At 52.5% G+C, this 14,751-nt stretch carries 10 protein-coding genes; 8 read left to right on the top strand and 2 right to left on the bottom strand.

Annotated elements, in window-relative coordinates; genetic code table 11:
- Window positions 1-77: 77 nt before the first annotated feature.
- On the top strand, window positions 78-947 hold the full coding sequence (gene alkA / locus GPJ68_RS15490; protein ID WP_104651468.1) for a DNA-3-methyladenine glycosylase 2: 870 nt from the start codon (window positions 78-80) through the stop codon (window positions 945-947).
- On the opposite strand, the gene GPJ68_RS15485 is transcribed toward alkA, so the two are convergent.
- A complete protein-coding gene (locus tag GPJ68_RS15485; RefSeq protein ID WP_141895405.1) occupies window positions 915-4,244 on the bottom strand; it encodes a diguanylate cyclase in 3,330 nt (1,109 codons plus the stop codon). The genes alkA and GPJ68_RS15485 overlap by 33 nt on opposite strands.
- A gap of 315 nt (window positions 4,245-4,559) precedes the next feature.
- On the opposite strand from GPJ68_RS15485, the gene udk reads away from it, so the two are divergent.
- The 3 genes from udk (at window position 4,560) to asmA (ending at window position 7,750) form a co-directional block, all read left to right on the top strand.
- A complete protein-coding gene (gene udk, locus GPJ68_RS15480) occupies window positions 4,560-5,201 on the top strand; it encodes a uridine kinase (protein WP_003036776.1) in 642 nt (213 codons plus the stop codon).
- 91 nt (window positions 5,202-5,292) lie between these two features.
- Window positions 5,293-5,874, top strand: coding sequence for a dCTP deaminase (dcd, locus tag GPJ68_RS15475; RefSeq protein WP_016153598.1), 582 nt, complete (start codon window positions 5,293-5,295; stop codon window positions 5,872-5,874).
- Between the two features lie 25 nt (window positions 5,875-5,899).
- Window positions 5,900-7,750: an outer membrane assembly protein AsmA gene (gene asmA, locus GPJ68_RS15470; protein ID WP_104651469.1), complete on the top strand. Its 1,851-nt coding sequence runs from the start codon at window positions 5,900-5,902 to the stop codon at window positions 7,748-7,750.
- Window positions 7,751-7,794: 44 nt separating this feature from the next.
- On the opposite strand, the gene GPJ68_RS15465 is transcribed toward asmA, so the two are convergent.
- The gene (locus GPJ68_RS15465) at window positions 7,795-9,378 is read right to left on the bottom strand and encodes a TerC family protein (protein WP_019077138.1); all 1,584 of its coding nucleotides are present in this window, start codon (window positions 9,376-9,378) and stop codon (window positions 7,795-7,797) included.
- Between the two features lie 654 nt (window positions 9,379-10,032).
- Between GPJ68_RS15465 and GPJ68_RS15460 the strand changes: the two genes are divergently transcribed.
- From GPJ68_RS15460 to wcaA, 4 genes are all read left to right on the top strand, one after another.
- Window positions 10,033-11,172, top strand: a complete 1,140-nt coding sequence (locus tag GPJ68_RS15460; RefSeq protein ID WP_047499630.1) for a polysaccharide export protein — start codon at window positions 10,033-10,035, stop codon at window positions 11,170-11,172.
- Between the two features lie 5 nt (window positions 11,173-11,177).
- Window positions 11,178-11,627 (top strand): low molecular weight protein-tyrosine-phosphatase Wzb, encoded by a 450-nt coding sequence (gene wzb / locus GPJ68_RS15455; RefSeq protein WP_016156925.1) that lies wholly within the window; start codon window positions 11,178-11,180, stop codon window positions 11,625-11,627.
- The gene (wzc, locus tag GPJ68_RS15450; RefSeq protein WP_101700047.1) at window positions 11,624-13,786 is read left to right on the top strand and encodes a tyrosine-protein kinase Wzc; all 2,163 of its coding nucleotides are present in this window, start codon (window positions 11,624-11,626) and stop codon (window positions 13,784-13,786) included. The genes wzb and wzc overlap by 4 nt, the downstream gene beginning before the upstream one ends.
- Window positions 13,787-13,906: 120 nt before the next feature.
- Window positions 13,907-14,749, top strand: coding sequence for a colanic acid biosynthesis glycosyltransferase WcaA (wcaA, locus tag GPJ68_RS15445; RefSeq protein WP_016153592.1), 843 nt, complete (start codon window positions 13,907-13,909; stop codon window positions 14,747-14,749).
- Window positions 14,750-14,751: the final 2 nt, after the last annotated feature.

Genomic DNA, 14,751 nt, shown 5'->3' with positions numbered 1-14,751 from the left:
GACAACTGGAATATGAAAGCAAGGCACATCGATTGAATACCGTTTATGCTGTAGGTTTGCATAAAAAGGAAAACTGAATGTTCACGCTGAGCTGGCAACCGCCTTATGACTGGTCCTGGATGCTGGGATTTCTTGCCGCCCGTGCGGTTGACGGTGTCGAAACGGTGGAGGAACTGAGTTATACCAGAAGCCTGTCCGTAGGGGAGCATCGGGGGCTGGTGCGCGTCGTACCGGATTTGCACGCCAATGTGCTACACGTGACGTTAAGTTCGGGATTACAACCCGCCGCCCCCGAGTGCCTGGCGAAAATAACCCGCTTGTTTGATCTTACCTGTTGCCCGCAGCAAATTGTCAGCGCGCTGGGAAGCCTTGGTGCGGCGCGTCCGGGACTGCGCCTGCCGGGATGTGTCGATGCTTTTGAGCAAGGGGTACGGGCGATTTTAGGGCAGTTAGTCAGCGTGGCTATGGCGGCAAAACTGACGGCGAAAGTCGCGCATGCTTATGGCGACACGCTGGAGGATGCGCCAGGGTATGTTTGTTTTCCCACGCCTGAAGCGCTTGCTGACGCCGAACCGCTGCACCTGAAAGCGTTAGGGATGCCGCTCAAACGCGCTGAAGCGTTGATTCACCTTGCGCGTGCAACGCTTGAAGGAACGCTTGCGACAGTAGCGCCTGACGATATTGAGCAAGGCGTTAAGCAACTACAAACGTTTCCCGGAATAGGGCGCTGGACCGCCAACTATTTTGCGCTGCGTGGTTGGCAGGCGAAGGATGTTTTTCTGCCGGATGATTATCTGATTAAACAGCGTTTTCCCGGCATGACGCCAGCCCAGATCCGGCGGTATGCAGAGCGTTGGAAACCCTGGCGCTCCTATGCACTCTTGCATATCTGGTACACGGATGGCTGGCAACCGTCAGTTGATGGCGAAATTACTGGTATTCAGTAGCAGATCCAACGGTTGGGCGTTGGCAATAATGTCGCCATAAATCATATCAATACCGATGCCGGAAAGCGCATCCATAATAAGCGGCAACTGCACCGGACCGGCGATGCTTTTAATGTCCAGACGCTGGGCATGGCCCTGGATAATGGACACCCACATCTCGTCAATCAGGTCTCCGTGAGCGCTGGCGCTTAGCTCGCTGTCAAGCAACAGGTAATCGACAATGTGGTATTTCAGATTGTCAAAAAGCTCTAAATCACGACCGACCTGACTTAACACAATTCGACAACCGAACTGACGTAGCCGATGCAGGGCGGATATCGCCTGCGTTGGATTCGTTTTGATGACGCTGGCCGGAACGGTCAGGTGCAGCAGGCGTGGCGGTAACGGGCTATGTTGCAATTGCTCCAGCAGCTCATCAACAAGTTCTGAATTGAGCAGCCCGGCGGCGGAAAGGGGGAGCGCAACACTGAGGCCCTTGCTGGCGACTGCCGGGGCAGAATTCTGGAAGAATTCGCTGAATACCCGACGGTCGAGCGCTTGATTCAATGTGGGATCGACCAGCCCGGTACGGAATGTCTGCTCTTCAATCACTTCGCCTTCAGCGGTCCCTAAGCGTAGCGATATAAGCCAGAAGCTAAACGTCTCAGGTATACGTGGAGAAGCCACGCCTCTGGCGATCATCAGCATCGGGCTGTGCATAATGGTATGCTTTTGTTCGTCCAATGACAGTTGGCTACGCGCGGCATGCGCCTGGCTTTGCTGGGGTTCATAGACGCAGACACGCCCACGTCCGCTGTTTTTCGCCGCGTAGCAGGCGATATCCGCCTGAGACATGACGTCAGTCGCAACATGGTTTTTGTCATCAATCAGCGTAATTCCCGCACTGGCGCCAATGCGGTGCAAGCGGCCATCCCACATGAAGTGGTAATCGTTAATAGCACTGATGATGCGACCTGAGATGAAGCGGGCGCTTTCGATATTACAATCCGGCAGCAACAGACCAAACTCGTCGCCGCCAAGGCGCGCCAGCATATCGCTGGACCGCAGCATGCTTAGCATCAGTGAAGAGAGTTCGCGCAGCAGGGCATCGCCTGCGGCATGCCCTGCGCTATCGTTCACCGCTTTAAAACGATCAAGATCGATAAAAACCAGCACATGACTCTGGTGCGCGTCGTGCACCGTATGCAGCAACTGTTTGAGATGGTTTTCAAAGCTGACCCGATTGGCCAACTGCGTCAGGTCGTCATGCGAAGCGCTGTAGCTAAGCTGGCGCAGCATCTTACGTGACTCGGTGACATCCTGAATAACCAGCACCGAGCCAATGCTGCCGCCATCAAGGGTGCTGAGGGGCGTGATGCTGTACTGAATGTCATAACTGTTGCCGTTGCGACAATGCAGGACGACTTCCTGCTCCATTGCCTTACGTGACATGTCGGCACTGTAGATATTTTCCATCAGCGGACCGTTATCGCCGAAAGTAATACGCAGTACTGTCAGGAGCGGAATGCCAATTGCGTTTTCCTGCTGCCAGCCGCTCATTTTCTCAGCGACCGGATTCATAAAGGTCACATTCATGTCGACATCAATACAAATCACCGCCTCGCCGATGGAGTCCAGCGTAATATGCAAACGCTCTTTTTCTTGAAACAGCGCTTCGTTGAGCTGCTTCACCTCGGTCATATCCATATTGATGCCAAGTAAGCGTTCAACTTCACCGTCTTTATTCAGTACCCGGTTGGCCAACGAGCGGATATGCCGTATGCCACCTTTTACTGCGATACGAAACTCAAGCTTAAACGGGGCTCGTGCGGCCAGCGAATCGCGAATCACATTTTCGGCGTGTTCGCGATCTTCAGGCACAACGCATTCATACCAGACTTGCCAGCTGGGCTTGATATGTGCCGGGACTTCGTAGAGATCGAACATACGCTTATCCCAACTGATCACATCAGGCTGCAGTTCCCATTCCCAAATGCCGATCCCCCCGGCTTCATTAGCGAGCGTAATGCGCTCCATCAGCCGTTTGTTCATCCACTCGGTGTGCTTCAGATCGTTAATGTCCTCAATCTGCGCAATAAAGTAGAGTGGGGTGTTGTCGCTATGGCGCACCAGCGAAACGGCCAGCAAAGCCCATACCACCTCGCCTGCGCGCGTGTAATAGCGTTTCTCCATGGAATAGCTGTTAATTTCCCCGCGCGCCAGCATGTTTAACTGTTCGAGGTCATTGTTCAAATCTTCCGGCCAAGTTAATTGCTGGAAGGTGAGCGAACGTAGCTCCTCCTGGCTATAGCCCAGAAACTGGCACAAGGCTTTATTGGCCTGTAGCCATTGCCCCTCGGTCCCGACCAGCGCCATGCCAATTGCGGAATACTCCATAGCATTGCGAAAGCGCGCTTCGCTTTCTGAGATGTGCTTGCGTTCAGCCCGAAACGCGTACATCACCATGGTCATCATATTGGCTGGCAACAGGATCATCAAAAACGGCAGCCACGGTATGCTGGTCATCATGTTCTGTTTGGGGGTGTAGAGCAGCGAAGGGTCAGCGGCCAACATCAGCGAAACCATCATCACGGTGCTGAGGAAAATTAAAAACGCCTCCATACGCGGCAGACGGACAGCGCTCCACATCAACAGGACAATAACGCAGGTAAACGGCCATGGAATGAACATCATCGACAGCCAACTGAACGTTAACGTCACCAGAAGCGTAATCAGGGTTTCAAGCAGTAATCGCGGATTGCGGTGGCGCAGCAGATAATGTGGCTTAAACAGTAAACCTAATGGTACCAGCGCCAGCGCGCCGATGGATTCTGACAGCACCCAAATGAGGAAGGTATTTAACGACGTTTCTTGCGGTAATAATAACCAGAGTAATACGCCGCCCAGCAGCGGAGGGACCACTGCGCTGCCGAATGCCAGGCGCGCCCAGTCGTTGAGATTTTGTAAAGGATTGTACCAGGGCAGCAGTTTGCGCAATAACATTGCCCCCACGACAGCCTCAATAATGTTGATGGCCGTGTAGGTAAAGCTAAGCGACTCTCCGGGGAAGAAGAGCAAAGAACCCGCGATGTTACCCAATGAGCACGCCAGCGCGATCCCCGGCCACATTTTTCCCGCATGACGGTAAAAAGCCACCATCATGATTGAGGTCGGAAACCACAGCGGCGCCAGTTGCGCCCCGAAACGAGACAGTTCCAGCGAGAACAGCGTAAAGATGAAAGCCACCAGACCTAAACTGGCCAGGCGCAGTAGAGGATGAGGTAAGGTAACTAAAACATGTTGGGATTGTTTACTCATTACCACTCTACCCAAATAGCCGTTGTCGCCCAGTAGAGATGCCGGACGCATCACATTTAATCTGGGTTTATGCTAGTACAAATAATTTACAATTTATACGCCAGCTGCTCATAAATTAACACTCTCAAGCTATTAATTACTAAGGCTGGCGAATAAATGTAGCGCATGCTTTAAATATGACCGTTTTAATTTGCGACAGGGAAGGCATTGGTGCAGCCTGGGCTGGCGTCGCGCCGCTGAAATCCCTATAATTGCCGCGTTTGGCGTTTCGGCGCCGCCCTTCCTAACATCCAGGTTAATCAGGTCGCTAAATTTATGACTGATCAGTCCCATCAGTGCGTCATTATCGGCATTGCCGGCGCATCGGCTTCCGGCAAGAGTCTTATTGCCAGTACTCTTTATCGCGAATTGCGTGAACAAGTCGGTGACGAACATATTGGCGTTATTCCCGAAGACAGCTATTACAAAGATCAAAGCCATCTATCGATGGAAGAGCGTGTAAAAACCAACTACGACCATCCGAACGCGATGGATCACAGCCTGCTGTTCCAACATCTGCAAACGCTGAAACGCGGTAGTGCCATTGAGCTGCCAGTGTACAGCTACGTTGAGCACACGCGCACGCAAGACACTATTCATATCGAACCCAAGAAAGTCATCATCCTGGAAGGCATTTTGCTGCTGACGGATGCGCGTTTGCGTGATGAGATGAACTTCTCTATTTTTGTTGATACCCCGCTGGATATTTGCCTGATGCGCCGTATCAAGCGCGATGTGAACGAACGTGGTCGTTCAATGGATTCAGTGATGGCGCAATATCAGAAAACCGTCCGTCCAATGTTCCTGCAATTTATTGAGCCTTCAAAACAGTACGCCGACATCATTGTGCCGCGCGGGGGTAAAAACCGCATCGCCATCGATATTCTGAAGGCTAAAATCAGTCAGTTCTTTGAATAAGTTCAGCGAATTGTGTACCGTTCAGTGATAACCTGGTTCACCCTTAATGCACCTGGCATTAAGGGGTTGAAGCACGAAAGGAGAAAGTGCCATGCGTTTATGTGACCGAGATATTGAAGCCTGGTTGGATCAAGGTCGTCTGTCGATCAATCCACGCCCTCCTGTCGAGCGAATCAACGGCGCCACGGTAGATGTGCGCCTTGGCAACAAATTCCGTACGTTCCGCGGGCATACGGCAGCGTATATCGATCTGAGCGGACCGAAAGATGAAGTCAGCGCCGCGCTGGATCGCGTGATGAGTGATGAAATCGTCCTCAAAGACGGCGAGGCATTTTTCCTGCATCCGGGCGAACTGGCGCTGGCAGTGACGTTCGAATCCGTGACGCTGCCTTCCGATCTTGTGGGTTGGTTAGATGGCCGCTCTTCGCTGGCGCGTCTGGGACTGATGGTACACGTCACCGCACACCGTATCGATCCGGGCTGGTCTGGCTGCATCGTACTGGAGTTTTACAACTCCGGAAAACTACCGCTGGCCCTGCGTCCTGGCATGCCGATTGGCGCATTAAGCTTCGAACCGCTTTCCGGTCCGGCGGCGCGACCTTACAACCGTCGTCAGGATGCAAAGTATCGCGATCAGCAGGGCGCCGTTGCCAGCCGGATCGATAAAGACTGAGTATTTTCAGTCCATTGGGGATAGCATGAGACGATTTCTGACGACGCTGATGATCCTACTGGTCGTGCTGGTGGCCGGTTTTTCTGCGTTAGTACTGTTGGTGAATCCGAATGATTTCCGCGCATATATGGTCAAGCAGGTTGCTGCGCGTAGCGGATATCAGCTGCAGTTGGATGGCCCTCTGCGTTGGCACGTATGGCCACAGCTGAGTATCCTCTCGGGGCGCATGGTGTTAACGGCTGAAGGCGCCAGCGAACCCCTGATTCGTGCCGACAATATGCGTCTTGACGTCGCGTTGTGGCCGCTGTTGAGTCACCAGCTCAGTGTGAAGCAGGTGATGCTCAAAGGCGCGGTGATTCAACTGACCCCGCAAACTGAAGCGGTGCGCGGCAAAGATGCGCCCGTTGCCCCAAAAGACAATACCTTGCCCGACCTGGCTGAAGACAGAGGATGGTCGTTTGATATTGCCCGCCTGCGTGTTGCCGATAGCGTTCTGGTATTCCAGCATGAAGACGATGAACAGGTCACGGTTCGCGATATTCGTCTGGACATGGAACAGGATAACCAGCACCGCGGCACGTTTGATTTCTCCGGGCGCGTTAACCGCGATCAGCGTGACCTCGCGTTATCCTTCAACGGCAGCGTTGATGCCTCCGACTATCCGCATAACTTATCCGCGAATATTGAGCAGCTAAGCTGGCAATTGCAGGGGGCCGATCTACCGGCGCAGGGGATCAAAGGCCAGGGACAGTTTCAGGCGCAGTGGCTGGAAGAGAAAAAACAGCTCGCGTTTAGCCAGATTCATTTGACCGCTAACGACAGCTCTCTCGCCGGGCAAGTTCATGTGACATTGTTGGAAAAACCAGAATGGGCTGTCGACCTGAAGTTTGGTCAGCTCAATCTGGACAATCTGCTCGTGCAACGTGAGGTTGTGACGACGAACGGTGAGGTTCAGCAAGGTCAGAGTCAGTCAACGCTGGCGCGCCCCGTCATTGCTTCCCAGGTTGATGCCGTTTCGTATCAGGGACTGAAGGGATTTTCGGCAGACATCGCGTTGCAAGCTGACAAAGTGCTGTGGCGGAAAATGGCGTTTGACAATGTCTCGGCAAAAATTGACAACCAGTTCGGCTTATTGAACGTTACGCAGTTGCAGGGGAAAAGTGACGGCGGACTGGTGTCGCTTCCTGGTATGCTGGATGCCAGAAAAGGACAGCCGCGAGCGGTCTTCCATCCGCGCCTGGAAGGCGTAGAAATTGGTACTATCCTGAAAGCCTTCGATTACCCCATCGCCCTCACCGGTAAGCTGTCACTGGCAGGGGATTTCTCTGGCTCAGATATTGATGCCCAGGCGTTTCGTCATAGCTGGCAAGGGCAGGCCCATGTCGAAATGAGCGATACGCGAATGGAAGGAATGAACTTCCAGCAGATGATACAACAGGCCGTCGAACGTAGCGGTGGGGATGTTAAAGCTCAGCAAAACCTGGATAACGTGACCCGGTTGGATCATTTCGTAACCGATATGACGCTGGATGACGGCGAGGTTACGCTGGATAACATGGCGGGTGAGTCGGCGATGCTGGCGCTGACCGGCAAGGGAACGCTGGATCTGGTGAAGCTGAATTGCGACACGCTGTTTAACATTCGCGTGCTGGGCGGCTGGGATGGCGAAAGTAAGCTGATTAACTTCCTGAAGGCTACCCCGGTTCCTCTCAGAGTCTACGGTCAGTGGCAGGCGCTAAACTACAGTCTGCAGGTCGACCAGATTTTGCGTAAGCATTTGCAGGATGAAGCAAAACGTCGCCTTAACGACTGGGCCGATCGCAATAAAGACTCCCGCAACGGTAAAGATGTTAAAAAGTTGCTGGATAAACTCTGATTCATATTGCCGGATGGCGGTTGATGCCGCCCCCGGCTCGTGATTTACACCTCGTAATCCATCTCTTCTTCACTGTGCAGCGGTATCAGTTGGACTTTTTGTACGCGATGATTTTCCACCTGCAGGGTTTTTAGTCGATAGTCGCCGACCTGAACTTCCTCCCCGGTTTTCGGGATGCGCTGCAAATACTCCATTAACAGTCCGGCAATGGTGTGATATTCACGCTTATCATCTAACGGGATAGGCACATACTGCACCAGATCTTCCAGCGGCATGTGTCCGTTAGCGGTCCATGAACCATCCGCGTTTTTCTGAATGTCATGGCGGGCGTCAATCTCCTCTACCTCATTTGGCAGGTTACCGGCGATGGTTTCCATCACGTCACTGAGCGTAACAATCCCTTCAACTGACCCAAATTCATCCGCCACAAAAGCGAAGTGCGTCCGGGCGTTACGGAACTGCTCAAGCGCCGGAAGCAGCGGCAGAGTTTCCGGGAACACCAACGGCTGGCGAATCAAGACGCGTAAGTCGAGCGGCTCGCCGCGAAGAGATTGCTGCAGCAGGTCGATGACATGCACCACGCCCAGCAAGTCTTCCTGCTCATCTTCGCCGGTGACCACCAGACGCGTATGCTGGTTTTTTTCCAGCAAAGCGCGGATTTCTGTTTCCGGCGCATTGAGGTCGATGTGTTCAATATCATGGCGCGAGGTCATGATGCTGCTGACCGTACGCTGATTAAGGTTCAGCACACGTTCAATCATCCGCCGTTCCTGAGGGGCAAAAATTTGGCCTTCATGATGGTCTGCCAGCATGGCCGCGGTTTCGGCATCCAGTTCGGCGTCTTCTTTTTGCCCGCTCAGCAGTCGCATTACCGCCTCGGCGGTGCGCTGGCGCAGGGTATGGTTGGCTGACAGGAAGCGACGACGGTTAAAGATAGCCAACTGGTTCAATGCTTCTATCATGACCGAGAAGCCGATGGCGGCGTACAGGTAACCTTTCGGAATATGGAAACCAAACCCATCGGCGACCAGACTGAAACCAATCATCAGCAAGAAGCTCAGGCACAGAATGACGATAGTTGGATGGCTGTTGACAAAGCGCGTCAGCGACTTGCTGGCAAGCACCATCAGGCTGATGGCAATAATCACCGCAGCCATCATTACTGCCAGGTGATCGACCATCCCTACGGCGGTAATGACGGAATCCAGGGAGAAGATAGCGTCCAGCACGACTATTTGCGCGACGACGCCCCAGAACTTAGCGCCTTTACGCTGGGTCGGGTTCTCGCTGTCTTTGCCTTCCAGCCGTTCGTTTAGCTCCATGGTGGCTTTAAACAGCAGGAAGAAACCGCCGAACAGCATGATCAGATCGCGCGCGCTGAAGCTCAGGCCGCGAATGCTGAACAGCGGCGTGGTCAGCGTTACCAGCCATGATATTGATGCCAACAGCAGCAGGCGCATGACCATCGCCAGCAGTAGCCCGGTAATACGCGCCTTATCCCGCTGGGCAGGAGGCAGTTTCTCCGCGAGGATGGCAATAAAAACAAGATTATCAATGCCAAGAACAAGTTCGATCACGATTAGCGTGACGAGTCCGGCCCAGATTGACGGATCGGCAATCCATTCCATAGTAAATGCTATACCCATAGTTGTATGACAATTGTCACAATTCGATCATGGGTAAAACTGGCGAAAAATGCAATGGCGAGGAGGGATTTCTCTGTAGCCTATTACAACCAGGTACGGGATATTAGCCTTAATGTAACTACAGGAAATAATATTATTAATCCAAAGCTCTTTAAGAAATATCGCAGGTGGGATATTTATATATTAATGTTGTCAATATCAATAAAATCCTAAAAATATAGAAATTCAACGCTTAATATTAATCTTAAAAGCAAGTTGTCGGTAACTTGTTACCTTGCCTGATATTCGCTTAGCTGCAACAATTCCTCCGGTAATAATCAAAAGATAAATATTTCCTTATCAACCAGCGGCGCTATTCCTGATGCGTTCCCGTTGTGAATGTGATGAAAATAAAGGGGAAGATAAAAATTTATATTAATCAGTGCATTGGTAGCTAATGAAGCCAGGGGCGGTAGCGTGTCTGGTCGCCTGAGACGAGCCTAAATTATTCTGTCAAGAGACCGCAGATGAATTCATTTTTTTTAGGATAGATGCCAGTTAAATTCCTTTTCAATTAACGGCAAGGTAAATGCGTACAGGCGAAGTCGCTATTTAGATCGCACATGATAATTACTCTGCCAAAGTGATAAATAATCAATGATGAAATCCAAACTTAAATTGATGCCTGTATTGGTATCGGTAATCTTGATAAACGGTTGTACCGTGCTTCCGGGCAGCAATATGTCTACGATGGGCAAAGATGTGATTAAACAGCAGGACGCTGATTTTGATATCGATCGCATGGTGAATGTTTATCCACTCACCCCTCGACTGGTCGAACAATTACGTCCCCGACCAAATGTTGCGCAGCCTAATATGTCTCTCGACCAGGAGATTTCCGGGTATCAGTACCGGGTCGGCCCGGGCGATGTCCTGAATGTCACCGTCTGGGATCATCCTGAACTCACCACGCCGGCCGGACAGTATCGTAGCTCAAGTGATGCCGGCAACTGGGTGCAGCCTGATGGCACCATGTTTTACCCCTACATCGGCAAAGTTAGCGTGTCAGGGAAAACGTTGGCCGAAATTCGTAGTGATATTACCGGGCGCTTAGCGAAGTACATTGCTGACCCGCAGGTGGACGTTAATATCGCCGCTTTCCGTTCGCAGAAGGCCTATGTCTCCGGGCAGGTGAATAAATCCGGCCAGCAGGCTATCACCAACGTGCCGCTTACCATTCTCGATGCCATTAACGCCGCAGGCGGTCTCACCGAGGCGGCAGACTGGCGCAACGTTGTACTGACTCATAAAGGGCAGGAGCAACGTATTTCACTGCAAGCGCTAATGCAAAATGGCGACCTGAGCCAGAACCGTCTGCTCTATCCTGGCGACATCCTGTTTGTTCCGCGTAATGACGATTTGAAAGTCTTCGTAATGGGGGAAGTGAAAAAACAGAGCACCCTCAAAATGGACTTCAGCGGCATGACGCTCACCGAAGCACTCGGCAACGCGGAAGGTATTGACCTGACCACCTCCAACGCCAGCGGCATTTTCGTTATTCGTCCATTGAAAGGCGAGGGCGGGAACAACGGCAAGATTGCCAATATCTATCAGCTTGATATGTCCGATGCGACATCGCTGGTGATGGCGACGTCATTCCGACTCCAGCCATACGATGTGGTGTACGTCACTACCGCGCCGGTTGCTCGCTGGAACCGTTTGATCAATCAGTTGCTGCCGACTATTAGCGGTGTTCGCTATATGACGGACACGGCCAGCGACCTTCACAACTGGTAATCGTCATGTTTAACAAAATCTTAGTTGTCTGTGTGGGGAACATTTGCCGCTCTCCGACGGCAGAGCGCTTGTTAAGGCAATTTCACCCGGCGCTGACGGTCTCTTCTGCCGGTCTCGGGGCGTTGGTAGGCAAAGGCGCGGACCCGTGCGCCATCAGCGTGGCGCAGGCGCACAACCTGTCACTGGAGAATCATTGTGCCCGGCAGATCTCGGGACGAATGTGCCGGGAGTATGACCTGATCCTGACCATGGAAAAACGCCATATCTCTGCCCTGTGTGAAATGGTGCCGGAGATGCGCGGCAAAGTGATGCTGTTTGGTCACTGGGACAGCGAGCGCGAAATTCCCGATCCGTATCGTAAAAGCCGTGATGCGTTTGACGCGGTGTACGCATTACTTGAACGGTCTGCCCGCCAATGGGCTCAGGCATTGAACGCAGAGCAGGGAAAACAATGACAGAAAAAGTAAAACAGTCTGCTGCGCCGGTAACGGGCAATGATGAAATCGATATTGGTCGTCTGGTGGCAACGGTGGTGGAAGCCCGCTGGTGGGTGCTTGGTATTACTGCGGCATTTGCATTATGCGCAGCGGTCTACACGCTATTTGCCACTCCGATCTACAGTGCGGACGCGCTGGTGCAAATTGAGCAAAATACCGGAAATTCACTGGTGCAGGATATTGGCTCGGCGTTGTCGAACAAACCTCCGGCCTCTGAAGCGGAAATTCAGCTCATCCAGTCACGGCTGGTATTGGGGAAAACGGTAGACGATCTCAACCTGGATATCGCGGTTACCAAAGATACGTTCCCCATTTTTGGCGCGGGTTGGGATCGGTTGATGGGTCGCCAGAACGAAACGGTTAACGTGACGACTTTCACGCTGCCAAAGGCAATGAATGAACAGACCTTCACGCTAAGCGTGCTGAATGACAAAAGTTATCAGCTGGTGAGTGACGGAGGTTTTAGCGCCCAGGGGCAGGTTGGGCAGGTGCTGAAACATGACGGCGTGACGATGCTGGTCGAGGCGATCCATGCCAGCCCTGAGAGCCAATTTACCGTCAGCAAATTCTCCACGCTGGGCATGATCAACACCTTGCAAAATAATCTGATGGTGACGGAAACCGGCAAAGACACTGGCGTACTGAGCCTGACCTTTACCGGTGAAGACCGCGAGCAAATCCGCCAGATCCTTGACAGTATTACCCGCAACTACCTGCAACAAAACGTGGAGCGTAAATCTGAAGAGGCCGCCAAAAGTCTGGCGTTTCTGGCAAAGCAGTTGCCCGAGGTGCGTAACCGGCTGGACGTTGCCGAAAACAAGCTGAATGCCTTTCGTCAGGACAAAGACTCCGTGGATTTGCCGCTGGAAGCCAAAGCGGTGCTGGATTCCATGGTGAATATTGATGCGCAACTTAATGAGCTGACCTTCAAAGAAGCGGAGATTTCCAAGCTGTTCACCAAAGCGCACCCTGCGTACCGCACCTTGCTGGAAAAACGCCAGGCGCTGGAAGATGAGAAAAGCAAGCTGAACGGGCGCGTAACGGCGATGCCGAAAACGCAGCAGGAAATTGTCCGCCTGACGCGTGACGTGGAGTCCGGCCAGCAGGTCTATATGCAGTTGCTGAACAAGCAGCAGGAGCTGAAGATTACCGAGGCCAGTACGGTCGGAGATGTGCGCATCGTCGATCCCGCGATTGCCCAGCCTGGCGTGCTGAAGCCGAAAACGACGCTGATTATTCTCGGCAGCATCATTCTTGGTTTGATGCTTTCAGTGGTGGGCGTACTGCTGCGTTCCCTGTTTAATCGCGGCATTGAAAGCCCACAGGCGCTGGAAGAGCATGGCATCAGCGTGTATGCCAGCATTCCACTATCAGAATGGCAAAAAGCTCGCGATAACGTGCAAACCATTAAAGGCGTGAAACGCTACAAGCAAAGCCAGTTGCTGGCAGTGGGGAATCCGACGGATCTTGCGATAGAAGCGGTCCGCAGCCTGCGTACCAGCCTGCACTTTGCCATGATGCAGGCGCGCAACAACGTCTTGATGCTGACCGGCGTCAGCCCGTCAATTGGTAAAACGTTTGTCTGCGCCAACCTGGCGGCGGTCGTTAGTCAGACCAACAAACGCGTGCTGTTGATCGACTGCGACATGCGCAAAGGCTATACCCACGAGCTGCTGGGGACCAATAACGTTAACGGTCTGTCTGAGATCCTCATCGGCAAGGGGGATATCTCATCCAGCGCGAAACCGACATCGATTCCACATTTCGATCTGATCCCTCGCGGACAAATTCCCCCCAACCCCTCCGAGCTGCTGATGAGTGAACGCTTTGGCGAACTGATTGCATGGGCCAGCTCGCACTATGACCTGGTGCTGATCGATACCCCGCCAATACTGGCGGTGACCGATGCGGCTATCGTGGGGCGTCACGCTGGAACCACGCTGATGGTGGCGCGTTACGCGGTCAACACGCTGAAAGAGGTGGAAACCAGCCTGAGTCGCTTTGAGCAAAACGGCATTCAGGTGAAAGGGGTGATCCTGAACTCGATCTTCCGCCGCGCCAGCGGGTATCAGGATTACGGGTACTACGAATACGAGTACACCTCGGATTCGAAATAGGTAACGAACATTGCCGGATAGCGGCCCACAAAAACATATTTATACCCTAAATAACTCGAGTTGCAGGAAAGCCAACGCAGATGCAACTTGAAGTATGACGGGGATATCTGGGAAACGAAAATGACGACAGACAACCCGCTAATTTCAATTTATATGCCCACCTGGAACCGTCAGCAACTGGCCATCCGGGCGATTAAATCGGTACTGCGCCAGGACTATCCTCACTGGGAGATGATCATTGTGGATGATTGCTCTTCCTCGTATGAGCAACTGCAGCAATTTGTTGAAGAACTCAACGATCCGCGTGTGTCGTATACGCGTAATCCCACTAACTCCGGAGCCTGTGCGGTGCGTAATCAGGCCATCATGCAGGCCAGTGGGCAATATATTACGGGTATTGATGATGATGATGAATGGACGCCGAACCGCCTGAGCGTATTTCTCAATTATCGCCATCATCTGGTGACGCGGGCGTTTCTGTATGCCAATGACTATGTCTGTGAAGGCGAAGTATATTCGCAGCCGACCAGTTTGCCGCTCTATCCGAAGGCCGTTTATTCACGCCGTAAATTTTACAAGCGCAATATTATTGGTAATCAGGTGTTTACCTGGGCCTGGCGGTTCAAAGCATGCCTGTTCGATACCACGCTGAAAGCGGCGCAGGATTATGACATTTTCCTGCGCATGGTGGTGGCGTATGGCAAACCGTGGAAGGTAAAAGAGGCAACGCAGATCCTGCATGTGAATCACGGTGAAATGCGTATTACCTCATCCCCGCATAAATTCTCCGGCTACTTTCAGTTCTACCGTAAGCACAAAGGCAAATTTGACCGGGCCAGCAAGAAATATCAGCTGTTTACCCTCTACCAGATCCGCAATAAACGGATGAACTGGCGCACGTTGCTGACGCTGCTTTCTGTTCGCAATAGTAAGCGCCTGGCCGACGGACTGCGAGGACGCTAAGT

The organism is Citrobacter sp. 172116965 (assembly GCF_013458095.1).
In the GTDB taxonomy this organism is placed as follows: domain Bacteria; phylum Pseudomonadota; class Gammaproteobacteria; order Enterobacterales; family Enterobacteriaceae; genus Citrobacter; species Citrobacter braakii.
The sequence above is the reverse complement of the archived record's forward strand: the minus strand, read 5'-3'. Positions and strand labels throughout refer to the sequence as shown.

Excerpts from the sequence above, each read along its gene's own strand:
- wzc (WP_101700047.1), top strand. The coding sequence starts at position 11,624 with ATGACAGAAAAAGTAAAACAGTCTGCTGCGCCGGTAACGGGCAATGAT.
- GPJ68_RS15485 (WP_141895405.1), bottom strand. The coding sequence starts at position 4,244 with ATGAGTAAACAATCCCAACATGTTTTAGTTACCTTACCTCATCCTCTA.
- GPJ68_RS15465 (WP_019077138.1), bottom strand. The coding sequence starts at position 9,378 with ATGGAATGGATTGCCGATCCGTCAATCTGGGCCGGACTCGTCACGCTA.
- udk (WP_003036776.1), top strand. The coding sequence starts at position 4,560 with ATGACTGATCAGTCCCATCAGTGCGTCATTATCGGCATTGCCGGCGCA.
- alkA (WP_104651468.1), top strand. The coding sequence starts at position 78 with ATGTTCACGCTGAGCTGGCAACCGCCTTATGACTGGTCCTGGATGCTG.
- dcd (WP_016153598.1), top strand. The coding sequence starts at position 5,293 with ATGCGTTTATGTGACCGAGATATTGAAGCCTGGTTGGATCAAGGTCGT.
- wcaA (WP_016153592.1), top strand. The coding sequence starts at position 13,907 with ATGACGACAGACAACCCGCTAATTTCAATTTATATGCCCACCTGGAAC.
- wzb (WP_016156925.1), top strand. The coding sequence starts at position 11,178 with ATGTTTAACAAAATCTTAGTTGTCTGTGTGGGGAACATTTGCCGCTCT.
- asmA (WP_104651469.1), top strand. The coding sequence starts at position 5,900 with ATGAGACGATTTCTGACGACGCTGATGATCCTACTGGTCGTGCTGGTG.
- GPJ68_RS15460 (WP_047499630.1), top strand. The coding sequence starts at position 10,033 with ATGATGAAATCCAAACTTAAATTGATGCCTGTATTGGTATCGGTAATC.